This window comes from Propionivibrio soli (genome assembly GCF_025770765.1).
Classification (GTDB): Bacteria; Pseudomonadota; Gammaproteobacteria; order Burkholderiales; family Rhodocyclaceae; genus Propionivibrio; species Propionivibrio soli.
Window position 1 is genome coordinate 149,112 of sequence record NZ_JANZKY010000011.1, and the last position, 20,094, is coordinate 169,205.

The window sequence follows — 20,094 nt, forward strand, 5'->3', positions numbered from 1 at the left end:
CGTCCGCTTTCTGTGTTTTGACATCGCGCACAACCCCATCGATACTGCAAGTGTGGTGAGCAATGGCGCGTCTATCGAGGACGGTTGCAAGCAAGAGGCTGGCTGGCCTTCGATTGGGCAGGGCAGGGGACGTCATGGGAAGTCTGAGAGACGCGAAAACGCGCGATAACGAGCCTGACACGGACGGGGCGCTACCGGAGGAGTCCACGCGGACCGGTTGCTGCGCGTCGCCCGCCGTCGTCGTTACCGACCCGCGTGGCGTCATTGCGGTCTTTAGCCGAGGTGCGGAAGCGCTGCTCGGGTATCAGCCCGCGGACGTCGTAGGACGCGTCGATTTTCTGGCTTTGCTCGATCAGACTGAAGTCGCGGCGCTGCGCGATGCCTTGAGCGCGCAAGCGGGTTGCCCGATCGGACCCGGTCTTGGTGGATTTGCCGAGTGGGCAGAAAAGTCCGGTAGACGATGCGAGCGCGAGTGGACGTGTATCCGTCAGAATGGCGAGCGGCTTCGCGCGCGCATCGAGATGACTCCCCTGTACCTTCCGGCAGGCGATGAAGCATCCGGCTTCATCATTACGCTGACCGAAGTCGCGCCCAGCGCGAAGGATGGGCGCGACGAGCTGCTCCGCAGCGACGAGTGTGCCAAGCGCGGAGAACTGCTCAACGTTCTGCTGAGAACCATCCCGATCGGCACCTGCCTGGTGGAGGTGCCGTCGGCGCGGGTGCTGGTCGCCAACGACGCGGCGTTCGCTCTTCTTGGGCGTACCCTGGTGCCGGGAGAAGACCTTCATGATCTGCGCCGTCGGTATCCGGTCTACAAGCTTCCGAAACGCCAGCCTTACCCCAGCGATGAGTTGGCCGTCGTCCTTGGCGTTCGCGGGGTCGAATCGCGTGTCGATGACGTCTTGCTCGTCCTCCCTGACGGCAGCGAGCGTGTCCTCGAGATTATTGCCGCGCCGGTGCGGAATGCGACCGGCTGCGTCTGGGCCAGTGTCGTCACCTTCATCGATGCGACCGACCGCTCGCAGGCATCGGCTGAAATGCTTCACTTGGCCTACCACGATCACTTGACGCGGTTGCCCAACCGGCGTCTCTTCCATGACCGTCTGCAGGTGGCGATCAATCAGGCGCGCCGCGAGGGAACGCGCATCGCGCTGTTGTCGATCGACCTCGACCGCTTCAAGCCGGTCAACGATACGCTTGGCCATCCGGTCGGCGATCTTTTGCTCAAAGCGGCCGCAAAAAGCATGCAGGATTGCCTCCGCGAGTCGGATACGTTGGCCCGTATCGGCGGCGACGAGTTTCTGGCGATTCTGCCTGGAATGGACGACGCTAAGGACGCGGTAGGCGTGGCGGAGAAAATCCGGCGAGTCTTGTGCGAACCGTTCGATCTTGTCGATGGGCATCGGGTGTCGATCGCATGCAGCATCGGCATTGCCCTCTATCCTGAACATGGCCGGGACGAGAAGCGTTTGCTTAAGCGCGCCGATGAAGCGATGTATCAGGCCAAGCGTGAAGGGCGCAATTGCATCCGTTTGTTTGCCGGGGAAGTCGGAAGCATGTTCACCAGAACGGAGGCGAGCATCGCATCCATCATGCGCATCGTATGGCGCAAGTCCTTTGCCTGCGGCGAGGAGTCCGTCGATCGCGAGCATCAAGAGCTTTTCAGGCAAGCCAACGCGCTCATCCAGTCGTTCATCGCCAGCGAGTCGGACGGTTCGCGGCTGCTTCCGGCGCTGGATGACCTGATCGATTACACGGCGAGTCATTTCGCCAACGAGGAACGTCTCCTCGCTCATCATCACTACCCCGGACTGGAAGAGCACGCGCTCAAGCATCGAGCCCTTGTCGCCCAGGCGTTGGAGCTACGCGGGCTGGCGCTGGCAGGTGAACTTACACTGGGGGGCCTCGTCTCCTTCCTCGTCGAAGACGTTGTCGTCAAGCACATGCTGACTGACGACCGACAGTTTTTTCCGCTATTCAGTGCCGGCCATTCGGACGAGCCCGACCCTCCATCAAACAAAAACACGTGATGACTAAACCTGTACCGGTTGTTTGCGATACCGATCTCCTCGTTAGCTGGGCCGAGGCAGGAGAGACGCGTTCCGCCCTATGGCGCTCCGAAGCGGGAGTGCCGCCCCCGGCACGCTTGGAAGCTGTGGACGACAGCCTCACCGCGGATGCAGCCTACCGCCTGGCGTGTGAGGGCACCGCGCTTCTCTGGCGCGGCGATTTCCAAAACGCGCGCCAATTGCTACAGGCGATGAAGCGACGCGCTGAACGCAAGCCAGCGAAAAAAGGCGCCTCGAACCAACCGCCAACCTCCGGTGACGCCTTCCATCTTTATCGCATGGCGCGAGCTCAGAGAGCACGCACGTTGGGACGGCTGGTCATTCCTGTGAATCCCGGGCACGTGATCGCCCTGCGGCGGGCTCCCGACGTGGCGGCGGCCTGTGAAGAGGCATATGGTGCCGCAGACGCACCGTATGTCGTCTCCCTGCGCGAACTCCAAGGTGTAATCGGCGCCTACGAGTGGCACCGGAACGGTGTCGATGTCCCGATGCTGGGGGCGAAAATCCATCCTTCATACGGTGTGTTTTCCCCGGTCCGCGGGGAATACCTTGATCTCGTCGCCGAGACTCCTTTGCCGGCGGCATTGATCGACCATGATGTCGCTTTCGACATCGGTACCGGGACGGGGGTGCTGGCGGCCATCCTCGCAAAAAGAGGCGTTGCGCGCATCGTCGCCACCGACCAGGATCCGCGTGCGCTGGCGTGTGCAAGCGAGAACGTGGAGCGCCAGGGACTTTCGGGTCTGATCGAAGTGAGGCAAGCGGATCTCTTCCCGGCCGGTCGTGCGGGGCTCATTGTCTGCAATCCGCCCTGGCTGCCCGGTAAACCTGGTTCGCGCCTCGAATCCGCGGTTTACGACCCCGATAGCCGGATGCTCAAGGGGTTCCTGCGCCGTCTTCCTGCGCATCTCGTCCACGGCGGCGAAGGCTGGCTGATCCTCTCCGATCTTGCCGAGCACATTGGCTTGCGGCGACGCGATGAACTCCTTGCCTGGATCGACGGCGCCGGGCTCGAAGTACTCGGGCGTGCCGATGCTCGCCCGAAGCACCCGGGAATTGCCGACCGTAGCGATCCGTTCCATGCAGCTCGCGCGGCTGAGGTGACTTCGCTCTGGCGTCTGCGGTCGAGAATCGCCGAGCATTGAATCGCACAAGGTTCAATGGCCCAGGCAATCGCCTGGCTAAGTGTTAACAGGTCAGGGCGCCTTCCGGCGCTCCACGAACAGCGTGCTGCCGTTCGATTTCTTCGCGTTCTTCTTCGCTTCGGCCGCCGCCGCCGAGATCTCGCGGTGCGACTCGAACGTGTCGGGAACGATATGCACGGCGCCGATCGACAAGGTCGGAAGCGAATAGAAAACCATCTGCCCGCGGCGGTTCTCTGCGAAATAGCCGTTGTCCGTTAATCGCCCGACGCTGGGTTCGCCGACCTGTCCGGAGGCGATCGTTTCATTGATCCGCTCGTCGAAAAGGCGCAATGCATCTTGGCAGCGTCGTTCCCAATCTTCGCTCTGGAACAGGATCATGAAATCGTCGCCGCCAATGTGACCGCAGAAGTCGACCAGCGGATTGGATACCTCGGTCACGATCTGCGCCAGGATCACGATGATGTCGTCGCCCTTGCGGTAGCCGAAGACGTCGTTGAATGGCTTGAAGTGGTCGATATCGAAATAGCAGGCGTGAAAACCGAGCTTGCGTTCGAGCAAGCGTTCGATGTGCTCGTTGATCGGGACGCTGCCCGGCAGCTGGGTGAGCGGGTTGGCGTAGCGCGCAGCCTGGATCTGCATCTCAGTGATCAACCCCATCAGGTCGTGCGCGCTACCGATGCCGCGGTATTCGCCGTTGCAGGTGACGATGAAGCCGTCGTAGATATGCCGGCGAGCCGAACGGCTGATGATGAGGCCGGCTTCCTGTACCGTGGATTCTTCGTCGATGCACAAAGGCATCGGGTCCATGAAGTTCGTGCACGATTTGCGTCCGAAAAGCTCGCGCCGATAGGGGCGCGCCATGCGGTCGACGAGATCGTGGCGGTTGATGAGGCCGATGGGCGTTCCGTTGGTTACGACGGGCATCGACATCAACTCGGCGTCGGCATCGAAGCGCCGGTAGATTTCGTCGTTGTCCATCTGCGGCGAGGCGGGTTCCACCGGTCGGATCAGGCTGCGCACGGTGACGTTGCCTGCCGGCGAGAAACCCGTCGGAAAGACGACGATACTGCGTTGCCGGATTGTCGAGACCACCTTTTCGCTCGGTAACGTCGTCGGCTCGGCCGATGGACGAGCGATCAGAAAGCCCTGACCGAAAGCAATACCCAGGTCGCGCACGGCGAGGCAATCTGCCTCGGTTTCGATTCCCTCCGCGACGATCTTCGCCGAGCAGCTTTCAGCCAGGTTCTGCATCGCCTTCACGAAGTGATGCTTGAGCTTGTCACCTGCGATGCCGTCGATGAAATGGCGGTCGATCTTGACGTAATCCGGTCGTATCTCGGCCCACATGCGCAGGTTGGCGAAACCTTCGCCGAGATCGTCGATGGCGATCTGATAGCCCAACTCCCGGTAGTGCGAAAGTGCGCGCTGAACGTCGGGATAATCCTTGATGCGCTGGTTTTCGGTCAGTTCGATGACGACGCGGCTCGGGCTGATGCCGATCTGATGCAGCAGATCGACCGTACTGCCATTGAAGAACAAGTCGTCGTCGAGGCAATCCGGACTGGCATTGATGAAGAGTTTCCCGGGCATTTGCCGTTCGGCGAAGGCACGGAACACCGTTTCCCGACAAGCCTGTTCCAGCCTTCTCCTCACACCATGCCGTTCGGCCGCCGCGAAAAGCGGTTGGGGCATATGCAGCAGCGTTCCGACCGGTCCCCGAATCAGGCCTTCGAAAGCGACGTATGCGATGGCGCGAAAATCGATGATCGGTTGAAAAACGGCCGTCAGACGGCAGTTTTCAATGATGTCTTCGAGTGCGTCGGATTCGCTCGTCGGGCGATTGAGAGCATCGGTGGAGGAAAAACTGGACGTGAGAGGCGCGGTTCTGAACGCCGCTTCGCGCATGTGCGTGCTCCATGATTGTTCGACTATTTCACATAGCTTGGCTCGCGAAGGTTTCAGTACAATGACGGACGTTTGGCCTCGGGCCGCCGCAAAGACAGGAGAAGACGATGACAAGAAAGTATTTCGGAACCGACGGCGTACGTGGCAGGGTGGGGCAATCGCCTATTACCCCCGACTTCGTGATGCACTTGGGTTATTCGGCTGGAAGAGTCCTCGTTGCCGACGAGTCGCAGCGTGGTCAGCATCATGGTGGTGAGCGCCCCGTGGTGCTGATCGGCAAGGACACCCGGATATCCGGCTATATGCTTGAAGCGGCCCTGGAAGCCGGCTTTTCGGCCGCCGGCGTAGATGTCTGCCTGGTGGGACCAATGCCGACGGCGGCGATCGCTTACCTCACGCGGGCGCTGCGCCTCCAGGCCGGCATCGTCATTTCGGCTTCGCACAATCCGTTCTACGACAACGGCATTAAATTCTTCTCCGCGCACGGCACCAAGCTCGATGACGCACTGGAAGCTGAAATCGAAGCGGGCATCGAGGCGCCCATCGTCTGCGTACAGTCCGCCGACCTCGGGCGCGCGCGGCGTATCGACGATGCCGACGGCCGCTACATCGAGTTCTGCAAGAGTACCTTCCCCAACGATCTCGACCTGCGTGGGCTGAAGATCGTCGTGGACTGCGCCAATGGCGCGGCCTACCACATTGCTCCGCATGTCTTTCACGAACTCGGAGCGGAAGTGGTGGCCATCGGCGCCGAACCGAATGGCCTCAACATCAACAAGGATGTCGGCGCGACGGCGCCGGACGCACTGAGCAAGGCGGTTCTGGCGCACCGCGCCGATCTGGGGATTGCGCTCGACGGTGACGCCGACCGCGTCATCATGGTGGACGCCGAAGGAATCGTCTATGACGGGGATCAATTGCTACTGGCCGTGGTGCGCAGCCGTCTGCAGCAAGGGCCAGTGGCGGGCGTCGTCGGCACGCTGATGACGAATCTGGCCTTCGAGCGCGCCTTGGACGAACTCGGCATCCCGTTCGCGCGGGCCGCAGTTGGCGACCGCTACGTGGTGGAGATGCTGCACGAGAAGAAATGGCTGTTCGGCGGCGAGAACTCGGGCCACCTGCTGTGTCTCGATAAGCACACGACAGGCGACGGCATTATTTCTGCGCTACAGGTTCTTTCGGCACTACGCCGCGAAGGCGGCGATCTCGGCAGTCTGCTCAGCCGCCTCACGCTTTATCCGCAACAGCTCATCAACGTGCCATTGAGCAAGGGGTTTCCCTGGAAAGACCACCCGCAGATCGCGGCGGTGCAACGAGAGGTCGAGGGCGTTCTCGGCGACGAAGGGCGTGTCCTGTTGCGCGCGTCGGGTACCGAGCCGCTGTTACGGGTGATGGTCGAAGGACGCGACCCCGACAAGGTGCTAGCGGCGGCGGAAAAGCTGGCCGGTGCCGTGAGGGAAGCCGTTTCTGCGTAGCGGATTCCTCGGGGGCGGAAAGAACCGGACCCAATTTCAGTGGTTGTTGATCGTCGAACGAGGTTCTTCTGCGATCTCCTTCAGCTTTTCGGTGTAACGGAAATGTAATCATCGGTCGCTAGCATGTCGAGGCGCTGATCACACATTTCTGATAAGGAGAAAATCTTGAAGAACGTCAAATGGCTTGCTTCGTCCTTGATCGCCGTATCGCTTTCCGTGTCCGTCCAGGCCGCGGAAGTGACGGGCGCGGGGGCGACGTTTCCCGCACCGATCTACGCGAAGTGGGCCGATGCGTACAACAAGGCGACCGGTAACAAAATCAATTATCAGGCCATTGGCTCGGGTGGCGGGATCAAGCAGATCACAGCCAAGACCGTAGATTTCGGCGCGTCCGATATGCCGCTGTCGCCTGCCGATCTGGAAAAAAACGGGTTGGTTCAGTTTCCGGCGGTCATTGGTGGTGAAGTCCTGGTCATCAACGTGACCGGCATCAAGCCGGGGGAATTGCGCCTCACACCCGAACTGCTCGCGGACATCTATCTGGGCAAGGTGACCAAGTGGAACGACAAAGCCATCACGGAGCTGAACCCGAAGCTTACGCTGCCCGATCAGGCCATCGCCGTTGTGCGCCGCGCAGACGGTTCGGGCACTACGTTCATTTTCACGAACTACCTTTCCAAGGTGAGCCCCGAGTGGAAGCAGAAGGTCGGCGAAGGTACGGCGGTGCAGTGGCCGGTCGGACTTGGCGGCAAGGGTAACGAGGGTGTATCGGCCTTCGTGCAGCGGATTGCTGGTTCGATCGGCTACGTCGAGTATGCCTATGCCCTTCAGAACAAGATGACCTGGACGCTATTGCGAAACGCCGACGGTCAGTGGCCAACTCCAGGCGACGTCAGCTTCAAGGAAGCCGCCGCGCACGCCGATTGGAACAAGTCGGCGTTCGCCGAGATCCTCACGAATGAACCCGGCAAGGATTCCTGGCCGATCACTGGGGCCACGTTCATCCTGATGCACAAGTCGCAGGAAAAACCGGCACAGGCGGCTGAAGTGCTGAAGTTTTTCGACTGGAGCTTCAAGAACGGGGGCAAAATGGCCGACGAACTCGACTATGTGCCGCTGCCTGACAGCTTGGTCAAGCTGATCCATACGTCTTGGACGCAGATCAAGGATACGGCCGGCACGCCTGTCTGGAACGCTAAATAAGGTGTCGCGAGTTCCGCGCCGTCGTTCCGGCGCGGAACGTTTATTTTGACCTGATCATTCCCGATGAGTCCTCCAACCCACGCTGCCGTTGCCCCCGCCCCGAGTGAAACCGCCGGTACGCAGACTCAGCCGCGAGGTTCGCGTCGCGTCGGCGATTTGCTGTTCTTCAACCTGACACGTGCCTTTGCCGGCTTGACCTTGTTGATGCTGGCGGGAATCATCGTTTCGCTTTTCATCGGAGCCTGGCCGGCTCTGAAGCAGTTCGGGATTGCCTTCCTCTGGTCGGGAGATTGGAATCCACCAAAGGAGCGTTTCGGCGCACTGATCCCGATTTACGGCACGCTCGCCACTTCGCTCGTTGCGCTTTGTGTCGCTGTGCCGACGAGTTTCGGTATCGCGCTTTTCCTTACCGAACTTTCCCCACCTTGGCTGCGCAGGCCTCTCGGTACCGCCATTGAGTTGTTGGCAGCGATCCCTTCCATCGTCTACGGAATGTGGGGGTTGCTGTACTTTGCGCCGATATTTTCCCAGTACGTTCAGCCCTTTCTAGCGGCGACGTTGGGCAAGATCCCCGTTATAGGAGGCCTCTTCGATGGGCCTCCCTTGGGCATAGGCATCCTGGCGGCGGGACTCATTCTGGCCATCATGATCATCCCGTTCATTGCCTCCGTGATGCGAGACGTCTTTACCGTTACGCCGACGATGCTTAAGGAGTCGGCGTACGGGCTTGGTTGTACCACGTGGGAAGTTGTCTGGAACGTCGTGCTTCCCTATACGAAAGCCGGCGTCATCGGCGGCATCATGCTGGGACTAGGGCGCGCGCTCGGCGAGACCATGGCCGTTACCTTCCTGATCGGCAACATGAATGTCTTCAACGGCTTTTCGCTGTTTCTTCCCGGCAACAGCATTGCCTCGGCTCTTGCCAATGAGTTTGCCGAAGCCGAATCCGAACTCTATACCTCTTCGCTGATCGAGCTCGGGTTGATTCTGTTCGTGATCACTTTCATCGTTCTGAGCTTATCTAAACTGCTGCTCCTGCGTTTGTCCAAGCAGGAAGGCACCAAGACCTGAGAACACGCGGTGGACCTTCAAAAAAAACGCAAATTAATCAATAAGCTGGCCCTGACGCTGTCGGTCGTGGCGATGTTGTTTGGCCTGTTCTGGCTGGTCTGGATACTGTTCACGACCCTTGAATTGGGCGTCACACGCATGTCGCTCGATTTGTTCACCAAGATGACGCCACCTCCGGGAACCGAAGATGGCGGCTTGGCGAACGCCATCGCAGGCACGCTCATCCTCGTTGGCCTTGCGACCTTACTCGGGACGCCGATAGGTGTGCTCGCCGGCGTCTACCTGGCTGAATATGGTCGCCGCACCTGGCTCGGACACGCCACGCGCTTCATCAACGACATCTTGCTTTCCGCACCCTCAATCGTCATCGGCCTCTTCGTGTATGCCGTCTATGTAGCGCAGGTGGGAAATTTTTCCGCTATGGCGGGTGTCATTGCCCTCGCGCTGATCGTCATACCTGTGGTCCTTAGCACGACCGAGAACATGCTCAAGCTCGTGCCGGATACGCAACGCGAAGCGGCTTTTGCCCTGGGTGCGCCCAAGCGTGTGGTGATCATGCAAGTCACTCTCAAGGCGGCGATGCCCGGCGTCATTACCGGTGTTCTGTTGGCCGTGGCGCGCATTGCAGGGGAAACGGCGCCGCTGCTCTTTACGGCTCTGTCGAACCAATTCTGGAGCCTGGATTTGAACAAACCCATGGCCAACCTGCCGGTCACCATCTTCAAGTTCGCCATGAGTCCATTCAAGGAGTGGCAGGAGATTGCGTGGGCCGGTGTATTTCTCATTACTCTCGGTGTTCTGGGCTTGAATATCGTCGCCCGGGTCGTGTTCCGACCGAAGCACAAGCAGTGACATCGATCAGTCAACGAACAATGCGAGCCAAGCAATGATGATGAACGAAGCAGCCGTGAGCCTCGAAACGCAGGTGGCGTTCAAACACCTCAATTTCTACTACGGGCAATTCCACGCGCTGAAGAATATCAACCTGGAAATCTACAAGCGGCACGTGACCGCCTTCATTGGGCCGTCGGGATGCGGCAAATCGACGCTTTTACGCGTGATGAACCGGATGTACGACCTTTATCCCGAACAGCGGGCGACAGGTGAGTTGCTCCTTGACGGTGTCGACGTGCTCGACAAGAAAATCGACGTGAACGTGCTGCGCGCCAAAGTCGGAATGGTTTTTCAGAAACCGACTCCGTTCCCGATGTCGATCTACGAAAACATCGCGTTCGGAGTGCGGCTGCACGAAAGACTGTCGAAAGGGGAGATGGACGACCGCGTCGAATGGGCGCTGCGTAAAGCGGCGCTCTGGGAAGAAACAAAGTCAAAGCTCGATCAAAGCGGGATGAGCCTTTCGGGCGGGCAGCAACAACGCCTGTGCATCGCTCGCGGCATTGCGGTTAAGCCGGCGATTCTATTGCTTGATGAACCGACTTCGGCCTTGGACCCCATTTCGACGATGCGCATCGAGGAGTTGATTGCGGAACTGAAGAACGAGTTCACCATCACCATCGTCACGCACAACATGCAGCAGGCTGCTCGCATCTCCGATTACACGGCGTATATGTACATGGGCGAAATGGTCGAATTCGGCCTGACCGACCAAGTGTTCATCAAACCCAAACGCAAAGAGACGGAAGACTATATTACCGGGCGCTTTGGCTAGGCGATCCGGTTTCATCCGCACAAGCACGCCCGCTGGCAATCGCTTTTCTGCCGGCGGAATTGCTCGTTGGTAACAAAAGGCCGGAAGCCTCTCTGCTTTCCCCATATCCTTGAATAAAAGAGGTTTTCCCTGGGGCGGCGATTCGCTTATGGAAATCCTCGGGCCGCTGTTTTGTTGCCTCTATGTCATCCCGTCGCTATAATCTTTCCTTTTTGCACTGGGTGGTTCGTATGCGCCAAAAGCTGGTTGCAGGTAACTGGAAGATGCATGGCGGCCTCAAGGCCAACGCACAATTGCTCCAGGACGTCGTTGCCGGTGTCGCTGATCTGCGCAATGTTGCCGTCGCTGTCTGCGTGCCGTTCCCCTATCTTGCTCAAGCCCAAGCGGCTTTGACTGGAACTCCGGTCGCCTGGGGCGCTCAAAACTTGAGCGACAAGGTGCAAGGCGCCTTTACAGGTGAAGTCAGCGCCTCGATGCTGCAGGATTTCGGCTGTCGCTACGTGCTAGTGGGCCACTCCGAACGGCGTGCTTTGTATGGCGAAACGGATGCTCTGGTCGCCGAGAAATTCGCTGCTGCGCTTGCTTCAGGTTTGCGCCCCATTCTCTGCGTTGGCGAAACCCTGGAGCAGAGAGAGGCCGGGCAAACGATGCAGGTCGTTTCCGCTCAAATCGATGCGGTTCTTAAGCGGGTTGGTGTGGCTGCATTTTCCGGAGCTGTTGTTGCCTATGAACCGGTTTGGGCGATCGGTACCGGTCGTACTGCAACATCCGAGCAGGCTCAGGAAGTGCATGCCGCCATCCGGGCTCAGATTGCCAGTGCCGATGCCAAGGTTGCGGGCGGATTGCAAATTCTCTACGGCGGTAGCGTCAAGCCGGGTAATGCGGCCGAGCTGTTCACTATGGCGGATATCGACGGTGGTTTGATCGGCGGTGCTTCGCTGGTTGCCGGTGATTTTCTTGCCATCTGCCGCGCTGCGGCCTGATACCGAGGCATCATGGAATATCTGTTCAGGATCATTCTGGTAGTTCATGTCCTTGCGGCGATCGGCGTTATCGGTCTCGTACTGGTCCAGCACGGCAAGGGGGCCGATATGGGCGCCGCGTTTGGTAGCGGTGCTTCAGGCAGTCTGTTCGGTGCCACCGGCTCGGCGAACTTTCTGAGTCGGACAACGGCCGTGCTCGCCGTCGTGTTCTTCGTGACCAGTCTGTCGTTGGCTTATATAGCTTCAAATAAGCCAAAAACGTCTGGTAGCGTGATGCAGGATGCTGTACAATCGCAGCCGCTTCCGGCGCCCGCTCCGGCGGAGTCTGGGAAGGCGGGAAGTCCAGCGGATTCTGACTCCAGGACGAAGGATATTCCGAAATAGCTTGACAGCAAGACAGTGGCGGGGTGGCTTCATCCCTCATCAACCCCGCCGCCTGACTGTGGTATTGCCGACGTGGTGAAATTGGTAGACACGCTATCTTGAGGGGGTAGTGACTTCGGTCGTATGAGTTCGAGTCTCATCGTCGGCACCAAGTGGAGGTCCCCTTCGGGAGCTCCGGTCAGAAGATAAGCGATTGCGTGGCGGATCATGCTGGAAAATTATTTCCCGGTATTTGTCTTTATCCTGATTGGTCTCGTGTTCGGTATCGCACCGGTCATCACGGGTCTTGTGGTTGCGCCCCATCGCCCGAACAGCGAAAAGCTTTCGCCGTACGAATGCGGTTTCGAAGCGTTCGAAGACGCGCGCATGAAGTTCGACGTGCGTTATTACCTCATTTCGATCCTCTTCATCCTGTTTGATCTGGAAGTGGCGTTTCTTGTGCCGTGGGCGACGATCTTCAAGGAGATTGTCCAGACGGATTCGGTCAAATGGTTCGGCTTCATCGAGATGCTGGTTTTCCTCGCTATCTTGGTGGTTGGTTACGTCTACGCTTGGGCCAAAGGCGCGCTTGACTGGGAGTAGGAAGTAATGGGTATCGACGGGATTCTCCAGGAAGGCTTTGTTACCACCACCGCCGACAAGCTGATCAACTATATGCGCACCGGCTCGATGTGGCCGATGTCCTTTGGCCTCGCCTGTTGCGCTATCGAGATGATTCACGCCGGATGTTCGCGGTACGACCTCGACCGCTTCGGTATCGTGTTCCGGCCCAGCCCCCGCCAAGCCGACGTAATGATCGTCGCGGGCACGTTGACCAACAAAATGGCGCCTGCGTTACGCAAGGTGTACGACCAGATGGCGGAGCCGCGGTGGGTGATCTCGATGGGAACCTGCGCAAACGGCGGCGGCTATTACCACTATGCATACTCCGTTGTGCGCGGCTGCGACCGCATCGTGCCGGTCGATATCTATGTGCCGGGGTGCCCCCCTACCGCGGAAGCCCTCATCTACGGCTTGATCCAGCTTCAAAACAAAATCCGACGTACCAGTACCATTGCACGCTAAATAATCCGAGACCCCGACATGTCCGCGAAGCTTGAACTGCTTGGCCAGAATCTGCAAAAACATCTCGGCGACCGGATACGAGCCTCGGAAGCCGCTCTTGGCGAAATCACAATCGACGTCACTCCTGCAGACTATCTCGATGTGATGAAGACGCTCCGTGACGAGCCGGAGCTGCGGTTTGAACAGTTGATGGACCTTTGCGGAGTGGATTATTCCACTTACCGCAATGGCAATTGGCAAGGGCGCCGGTTTGCCGCAGTAAGCCAACTGCTTTCCGTTACCCACAATTGGCGTGTGTGCGTGCGTTGCTTTGCCGCAGACGACGATTTCCCGTCAATTCCTTCCGTGGTTTCGATTTGGAATTCCGTCGGCTGGTTCGAACGGGAAGCGTTTGATCTTTATGGCATCGTCTTCCCGGGGCATCCGGATTTGAGGCGGTTGCTGACGGACTATGGTTTTGTTGGTCATCCGTTCCGCAAGGATTTCCCGATTTACGGTTACGTGGAAATGCGTTACGACCCCGACGAGCAACGCGTCGTCTACCAACCCGTGACGATCGAGCCGCGCGAAATTACGCCGCGGATTGTCCGCGAAGAAAGCTACGGGGACGTTGAAAATGGCTGACATCCAGAATTACACGCTTAACTTCGGGCCGCAGCACCCAGCGGCGCACGGCGTTCTCCGAATGGTGCTCGAGCTTGACGGCGAAGTGGTGACACGCGCTGATCCACATATCGGCATGCTGCATCGGGCTACCGAGAAGCTGGCCGAAACGAGAACCTGGGTGCAGTCGGTGCCGTACATGGATCGCCTCGATTACATGTCGATGATGTGCAACGAGCACGCCTACTGCATGGCGATCGAAAAGCTGCTCGGAATCGAAGTTCCGATTCGTGCTCAGTACATTCGCGTGATGTTCGACGAAATCACGCGCATCCTGAACCACCTGCTGTGGATCGGAGCGCATGGTCTCGACGTCGGTGCAATGACGATGATGCTTTATGCGATGCGCGAGCGTGAAGATCTCGTCGACTGTTACGAAGCGGTCTCGGGAGCACGCTGGCATGCCGCCTACTATCGTCCCGGCGGTGTTTATCGCGATCTGCCGGACAGCATGCCGAAGTACAAAGAATCGAAGTGGAAGAAGGGTGCCGACCTGAAGAAGCTCAATGAGGCGCGCAGCGGTACGTTGCTGGATTTCCTCGATGACTTCGTGTCGCGCTTTCCGAAGCTGCTCGACGAATACGAAACGCTCTTGACCGACAACCGCATCTGGAAGCAGCGCTTGGTGAACGTCGGTGTCGTCTCTCCGGAACGTGCGCTGCAGTTAGGATTTACCGGTCCGATGCTGCGCGGCTCCGGGATTGCGTGGGATTTGCGCAAGAAACAGCCGTACGAAGTGTACGATCGGCTCGATTTCGATATTCCTGTCGGCGTAACGGGCGATTGTTATGACCGTTATTTGGTCCGCGTGGAGGAAATGCGACAGTCGAACCGGATCGTGAAGCAGTGCATCGACTGGCTGCGTGTCAACCCCGGGCCTGTCATCACGGACAACTACAAGGTGGCGTCTCCCCCGCGCGCGCGGATGAAGTCGAACATGGAAGAGTTGATCCATCACTTCAAGCTGTGCACCGAAGGCATGCACGTTCCTGAAGGCCAGGTCTATTCGGCGATCGAGCATCCCAAGGGCGAATTCGGCATCTACGCCGTTTCCGACGGTGCCAACAAGCCGTACCGCCTGAAAATCCGCTCGCCCGGTTATGTCCACCTTTCGGCGCTTAGCGAGATGACGCAAGGCCACATGATTGCCGACGTCGTGACGATGGTCGGCACGATCGACATTGTTTTTGGCGAGATTGACCGCTGATGCTGACTCAAGAATCGATAACAAGAATCGACCGCGAGGTTGCCAAGTACCCGGCCGACCAGAAACAGTCCGCGATAATGGCGGCCTTGGCGATCGCTCAGGAAGAGAAAGGGTGGCTGCCGAGTGAGGCGATCGAGTTCGTGGCCAACTACCTCGGCATGCCGCCCATCGCGGCTTACGAGGTCGCCAGTTTCTACAACATGTACGATCTGCAACCGGTCGGCAAATATAAACTGACCGTTTGCACCAACCTCCCGTGCATGCTTTCGGGCGGCGTTGATGCGGGTGAGTATCTCAAGAAAAAACTTGGGATCGGCTACAACGAGACGACACCGGACGGCAAAATTACTCTCAAGGAAGGTGAGTGCATGGGAGCCTGCGGGGATGCTCCGGTCATGTTGGTCAACAATCGTCGGATGTGTAGTTGCATGCAGCCCGAGCAGATCGACAAACTCCTGGCGGAGCTCGAATAATGGCCATCCTCGGCGCAATCAACCCGATACTTACCGTCGATATAGAAGGCGGAAACGCTTGGCGGCTTGATGACTACGTCAAGCGAGGCGGTTATGCGGCGCTTAAGCGCATCATGGCGGAAAAGATGCCGCCGGCTCAACTTATCGAAGAGATGAAGAAGTCCGGCTTACGCGGACGCGGTGGGGCCGGCTTCCCGACAGGGCTGAAGTGGAGCTTCATGCCCAAAGACTTTAAAGGCGAGAAGTACATCGTCTGCAATTCAGACGAAGGTGAACCGGGGACATTCAAGGACAGGGACATACTCAGCTTCAATCCGCATTCGGTGATCGAAGGTATGGTCATTGCGGCCTATGCGGTTGGAGCTGTGCGCGGATATAACTATATCCACGGTGAGATCTGGGAAGTCTATAAGCGGTTCGAGGAAGCGCTGGATGAAGCGCGCGCGGCGGGTTTTGTGGGTAAGAATATCCTCGGATCGGGCTTCGATTTCGAATTGTTCGCCCATCACGGTTACGGTGCGTACATCTGTGGAGAAGAGTCAGCGCTGCTTGAGTCGATTGAGGGCAAGAAAGGCCAGCCGCGTTTCAAACCGCCTTTTCCGGCAAGTGTCGGCCTCTATGGGAAGCCGACGACCATCAACAATACCGAAACATTCGCTGCGGTTCCGTTCGCGCTCAATATGGGACCGCAGAACTACCTTGAGGCCGGCAAGCCGAATAACGGCGGCACGAAGTTGTTCTCCGTCTCAGGCCATGTGAATCGACCTGGGAATTACGAAGTGCCTCTCGGCACGCCTTTCATGAAGCTGCTCGAAATGGCGGGCGGCATGCGCGGCGGCCGCAAGTTGAAGGCCTGTATCCCGGGCGGATCGTCTGCGCCAGTGTTGCCTGCGGAAATCATTTCCGAGTGCACGATGGACTATGACTCGATCAGCAAGGCGGGGTCGATGCTCGGATCGGGGGCGGTAATCGTCATGGACGAGACGACCTGCATGGTCAAGGCGCTCGAGAGACTTTCGTTTTTCTACTACGAAGAATCGTGCGGTCAGTGCACTCCGTGTCGTGAAGGCACCAATTGGATGTACAAGGTCGTACACCGGATCGAAACGGGTCTTGGCCGTCCCGAGGACTTGGACCTCTTGGGCAGCGTGACGAAGCAGATCATGGGGCGCACCATTTGCGCGCTGGGGGATGCGGCTTCAATGCCGGTGCAGAGCTTCATCAAGCATTTCCGCGACGAGTTTGCATACCACATTGAACACAAGAAGTGCCTCGTTCCGCTCGACGTGCAGCGTTCGGGAAGCGGCTTCTTCAAAGCGACGGTTTAAGGTAGCGACATGCTAGATATCGAAATTGACGGCAAGGCGGTGCAAGTCCCACCGGGGAGCACCATCATGGATGCCGCCGAGCTGGCGGGAACCTACATCCCGCATTTTTGCTATCACAAGAAGCTGTCGATCGCCGCCAACTGCCGGATGTGTCTGGTTCAGGTGGAGAAAGCACCGAAGCCGCTGCCGGCTTGTGCGACCCCGGTGACGGCCGGCATGAAGGTCTTTACTCACTCGGAACTTGCAGTGGACGCTCAGAAGGGCGTCATGGAGTTCCTGCTCATCAACCATCCGCTCGACTGCCCGATTTGTGATCAGGGCGGTGAGTGCCAGCTCCAGGACCTCGCGGTCGGTTACGGTAGCTCTGGGTCGCGGTACCAGGAAGCAAAGCGCGTTGTTTTCCACAAGGAGGTCGGACCGCTGATCTCGATGCGCGAGATGACGCGTTGCATCCATTGCACGCGCTGCGTCCGCTTCGGACAGGAGATTGCCGGCGTCATGGAACTCGGCATGGCGAACCGCAACATGCATTCCGAGATTCAGACGTTCGTCGGTCGCACGGTCGATTCCGAGCTCTCTGGAAATATGATTGACCTCTGTCCGGTCGGCGCATTGACCTCGAAACCGTTCCGCTATTCGGCCCGTACCTGGGAATTGGCGCGTCGCAAGTCGATCAGTCCGCACGACAGCTTGGGTGCAAATCTCGTTGTCCAGGTTAAGCAGAATCGCGTCATGCGCGTTCTGCCTCGGGAGAACGAAGACGTCAACGAATGTTGGATCTCCGACAAGGATCGTTTCTCGTACGAAGGTTTGAATAGCGAAGAACGATTGACCAAACCCATGATCCGGGTGGACGGCTCGTTGCGCCAAGTGGAGTGGAACGTCGCCCTGGACTATGTTTCGCACGCACTCAAAGATGTCGCGAACATGCAGGGTGGAGAGTCGATCGCCTCGCTCGCGTCACCACATTCGACCCTGGAAGAGCTTTATCTTTTGCAGAAAGTTACTCGCGGCCTGGGATCAGGCAACGTGGACTTTCGCCCCCGTCGCCGCGAGTTCTCGGCGGATGGAAGCGTGGCCGGGATTCCATGGCTCGGACTCAGGCTGTCGGAAATCAAGGAACTCAGCGCGGCGCTCGTCATCGGTAGTTTCCTGCGCAAGGACGCTCCTTTATTTGCGCAACGCTTGCGCCAATTGGCGCGGAATTCGGGCAAAGTCAGCATGATCTCGGTGACAGCGGATGACCCGCTGATCAACCTCCACGCTAGGGCGACGGTTGCACCATCAGAGCTCACGACGGTGCTAGCTGAAGTAATCAAAGCGGCTGGTAAGTTGAAAAACATGCCTTTGCCGGCGGAGTTTGAGCCAATTGACCCGAGTGTCACAAGCAGAGCGATTGCCGAGAGCCTCGTTGCCGGCGAGAAGAACGCTATCTTCCTGGGCAATGTTGCCGAGCAAAGTGACTCGGCTGCACAACTGCACCGCTTGGCCCAGCAACTCGCGAATCTCACGGGAGCTCGTTTTGGCTTCATCGGTGAAGCAGCAAACAGCGTAGGTGGATACGTCGCCAAGGCGCTGCCTACAGCGCTGAATGCTTATGAAATGTTTGCTCAACCGCGCAAAGCTTACGTCTTGCTCGGGATCGAGCCGGAGCTCGATTGCCATAACCCGCAGCAAGCCGTGACGGCACTCAAACAGGCGGCACTTGTCGTGATGCTGACGCCGTTTATAAGCGAAGCGGCCCTTGAATACGCCGACGTACTTCTGCCGATGGCTCCCTTCTCCGAGACTTCCGGCACGTTCGTCAATACTGAAGGACGGGTGCAGAGTTTCAATGGTGTGGTGCGCCCACTTGGCGATTCTCGGCCGGGATGGAAAATACTGCGGGTATTGGGCAATCTCCTGGCCCTGCCAGGATTCGAGTATGAATCGAGCGAGCAAGTTCGTGACGAACTGCTGCAAAGTGGAGATGAGTTCGTATCTGGGTTGGATAACGCCATCGCTGGCGTTCCGGTTCTGAATAATGCCGTGAGGACTGATTTGCAAAGGATCGCGGATGTCCCGATTCACTTTGCCGATCCTCTGGTCCGGCGCGCGGGAGCATTGCAGCAGACACGCGACTCAGTTGCGCCGACGGCTCGTATGTGTGCGACGACGCTGCAACAAATCGGTGCCGCTGACGGCGAGCCGGTTAGGGTGCGGCAGGGTGCCGGGGATGCTCGTTTGACAGCAAAACTCGATGAAACGGTGCCCTCGGGGTGCGTACGGGTTGCTGCTGCACATGCGTCCACGGCCGGGCTGGGCGATATGTTCGGAACGATTACGGTGGAGCGTGCATGATGGTGGAAACGCTTGAGCAGTTGCTGCCTGGTTTTCTGATGCCGCCCATCAATTGGGCGCTGCAACTGGGTCAGGATACCTTCGGATCGGCATGGCCGACCGTTTTGCTCGTTTTGTGGACGGTGATCAAAGTCGTCCTGATCATTGCGCCACTGCTGCTTGTTGTCGCCTACGTTACATTCTGCGAGCGCAAAGTCATCGGCTGGATGCAGGTACGGATCGGTCCGAACCGCGTAGGACCTTGGGGATTGATTCAGCCGATTGCTGACGGTCTGAAATTGCTGCTCAAGGAAGTGGTCGTTCCGTCGGGCGCGGACAAGACCGTTTTCCTGCTGGCCCCGATGTTCTCGTTTGCTCCGGCCTTGCTCGCGTGGTCTGTGATTCCGTTCAACGATGTCATGGTACTGGCGAACCTCAATGCCAGCCTGCTGTTCATCATGGCAGTCACGTCGATCAGCGTTTACGGCATTATCCTCGCCGGTTGGTCATCCAATTCCAAGTATGCCTTCCTGGGCGGCATGCGTTCGGCGGCGCAGCTCATCTCGTATGAAATCGCCATGGGCTTGGCTCTGGTCGTCGTTCTGATGATTTCGAACAGCCTTAACTTGGGCGACATCGTCGCTGGACAGAACAAGGGTCGCTTTGCCGACATGGGACTGAAATTCCTGTCGTGGAATTGGTTGCCGCTTTTGCCCATGTTTGTCATCTATATGGTCTCCATCGTTGCCGAGACGAACCGGGCTCCGTTCGACATGGCGGAAGGTGAGTCCGAAATCGTCGGTTTCCACGTGGAATACTCCGGCATGGCGTTCGCTGTGTTCCAACTGGCCGAGTACGGTGCAGTTATCTTGTGCTCGACGCTCGCCTCGTTGCTGTTCCTTGGCGGTTGGTTGTCTCCGGTCAGCTTCTTGCCAGACAGCATTTTCTGGTTGTTCGCGAAAGTATTCCTGATCATCTGCTTCTTCTTTTGGATCCGTGCCACCTTCCCGCGGTATCGGTACGACCAGATCATGCGCCTGGGCTGGAAGGTATTCATTCCCGTATGCCTCATCTGGCTGACGGTCGTGGGGTGCTGGATGATGTCGCCATGGACCATCTGGAAGTGAGAGGCTAG

The 20,094-nt window shown here is 58.4% G+C and carries 18 protein-coding genes and 1 tRNA gene; 18 read left to right on the forward strand and 1 reads right to left on the reverse strand.

The window, feature by feature from the left end:
• Positions 1 to 134: 134 nt before the first annotated feature.
• Together NZ453_RS14270 and NZ453_RS14275 are read left to right on the forward strand one after the other, a co-directional pair.
• Entirely contained in the window at positions 135 to 2,030 is a 1,896-nt protein-coding gene (locus NZ453_RS14270; protein ID WP_263771340.1) for a bacteriohemerythrin, read from the forward strand.
• Positions 2,030 to 3,214, forward strand: coding sequence for a methyltransferase (locus NZ453_RS14275; protein ID WP_263771341.1), 1,185 nt, complete (start codon positions 2,030 to 2,032; stop codon positions 3,212 to 3,214). Before NZ453_RS14270 ends, NZ453_RS14275 begins: the two co-directional genes overlap by 1 nt.
• A 51-nt stretch (positions 3,215 to 3,265) precedes the next feature.
• Here the strand turns inward: NZ453_RS14275 and NZ453_RS14280 are convergent, their stop codons facing one another.
• Positions 3,266 to 5,119, reverse strand: a complete 1,854-nt coding sequence (locus NZ453_RS14280) for a GGDEF domain-containing protein (protein WP_263771343.1) — start codon at positions 5,117 to 5,119, stop codon at positions 3,266 to 3,268.
• Between the two features lie 107 nt (positions 5,120 to 5,226).
• Between NZ453_RS14280 and glmM the strand changes: the two genes are divergently transcribed.
• The 16 genes from glmM to nuoH all read left to right on the forward strand — a co-directional run bounded on the left by glmM (position 5,227) and on the right by nuoH (position 20,086).
• Positions 5,227 to 6,594, forward strand: a complete 1,368-nt coding sequence (gene glmM / locus NZ453_RS14285; RefSeq protein ID WP_263771344.1) for a phosphoglucosamine mutase — start codon at positions 5,227 to 5,229, stop codon at positions 6,592 to 6,594.
• 165 nt (positions 6,595 to 6,759) lie between these two features.
• The gene (gene pstS, locus NZ453_RS14290; RefSeq protein ID WP_263771345.1) at positions 6,760 to 7,797 is read left to right on the forward strand and encodes a phosphate ABC transporter substrate-binding protein PstS; all 1,038 of its coding nucleotides are present in this window, start codon (positions 6,760 to 6,762) and stop codon (positions 7,795 to 7,797) included.
• Between the two features lie 63 nt (positions 7,798 to 7,860).
• On the forward strand, positions 7,861 to 8,868 hold the full coding sequence (gene pstC, locus NZ453_RS14295; protein ID WP_263771346.1) for a phosphate ABC transporter permease PstC: 1,008 nt from the start codon (positions 7,861 to 7,863) through the stop codon (positions 8,866 to 8,868).
• 9 nt (positions 8,869 to 8,877) lie between these two features.
• Positions 8,878 to 9,720 (forward strand): phosphate ABC transporter permease PstA, encoded by an 843-nt coding sequence (pstA, locus tag NZ453_RS14300; RefSeq protein WP_263771347.1) that lies wholly within the window; start codon positions 8,878 to 8,880, stop codon positions 9,718 to 9,720.
• Between the two features lie 40 nt (positions 9,721 to 9,760).
• Entirely contained in the window at positions 9,761 to 10,537 is a 777-nt protein-coding gene (gene pstB, locus NZ453_RS14305) for a phosphate ABC transporter ATP-binding protein PstB (protein WP_420851668.1), read from the forward strand.
• 230 nt (positions 10,538 to 10,767) lie between these two features.
• Entirely contained in the window at positions 10,768 to 11,520 is a 753-nt protein-coding gene (tpiA, locus tag NZ453_RS14310; protein WP_263771349.1) for a triose-phosphate isomerase, read from the forward strand.
• Between the two features lie 9 nt (positions 11,521 to 11,529).
• Complete coding sequence (gene secG, locus NZ453_RS14315; RefSeq protein WP_263771390.1) at positions 11,530 to 11,904, forward strand: preprotein translocase subunit SecG; 375 nt, start codon at positions 11,530 to 11,532, stop codon at positions 11,902 to 11,904.
• Between the two features lie 66 nt (positions 11,905 to 11,970).
• Positions 11,971 to 12,055, forward strand: a tRNA-Leu gene (locus NZ453_RS14320).
• 56 nt (positions 12,056 to 12,111) lie between these two features.
• The gene (locus tag NZ453_RS14325; protein WP_263771350.1) at positions 12,112 to 12,486 is read left to right on the forward strand and encodes an NADH-quinone oxidoreductase subunit A; all 375 of its coding nucleotides are present in this window, start codon (positions 12,112 to 12,114) and stop codon (positions 12,484 to 12,486) included.
• Between the two features lie 6 nt (positions 12,487 to 12,492).
• The gene (locus NZ453_RS14330) at positions 12,493 to 12,969 is read left to right on the forward strand and encodes a NuoB/complex I 20 kDa subunit family protein (protein ID WP_263771351.1); all 477 of its coding nucleotides are present in this window, start codon (positions 12,493 to 12,495) and stop codon (positions 12,967 to 12,969) included.
• A gap of 18 nt (positions 12,970 to 12,987) precedes the next feature.
• Positions 12,988 to 13,593: an NADH-quinone oxidoreductase subunit C gene (locus tag NZ453_RS14335; protein WP_263771352.1), complete on the forward strand. Its 606-nt coding sequence runs from the start codon at positions 12,988 to 12,990 to the stop codon at positions 13,591 to 13,593.
• The gene (locus NZ453_RS14340) at positions 13,586 to 14,839 is read left to right on the forward strand and encodes an NADH-quinone oxidoreductase subunit D (protein ID WP_263771354.1); all 1,254 of its coding nucleotides are present in this window, start codon (positions 13,586 to 13,588) and stop codon (positions 14,837 to 14,839) included. Before NZ453_RS14335 ends, NZ453_RS14340 begins: the two co-directional genes overlap by 8 nt.
• Positions 14,839 to 15,312, forward strand: coding sequence for an NADH-quinone oxidoreductase subunit NuoE (gene nuoE, locus NZ453_RS14345; protein WP_263771355.1), 474 nt, complete (start codon positions 14,839 to 14,841; stop codon positions 15,310 to 15,312). Before NZ453_RS14340 ends, nuoE begins: the two co-directional genes overlap by 1 nt.
• Positions 15,312 to 16,640 (forward strand): NADH-quinone oxidoreductase subunit NuoF, encoded by a 1,329-nt coding sequence (gene nuoF / locus NZ453_RS14350; protein ID WP_263771356.1) that lies wholly within the window; start codon positions 15,312 to 15,314, stop codon positions 16,638 to 16,640. The genes nuoE and nuoF overlap by 1 nt, the downstream gene beginning before the upstream one ends.
• Before the next feature lie 9 nt (positions 16,641 to 16,649).
• A complete protein-coding gene (nuoG, locus tag NZ453_RS14355; RefSeq protein WP_263771357.1) occupies positions 16,650 to 18,980 on the forward strand; it encodes an NADH-quinone oxidoreductase subunit NuoG in 2,331 nt (776 codons plus the stop codon).
• 38 nt (positions 18,981 to 19,018) lie between these two features.
• The gene (gene nuoH / locus NZ453_RS14360; protein WP_263771391.1) at positions 19,019 to 20,086 is read left to right on the forward strand and encodes an NADH-quinone oxidoreductase subunit NuoH; all 1,068 of its coding nucleotides are present in this window, start codon (positions 19,019 to 19,021) and stop codon (positions 20,084 to 20,086) included.
• Positions 20,087 to 20,094: the final 8 nt, after the last annotated feature.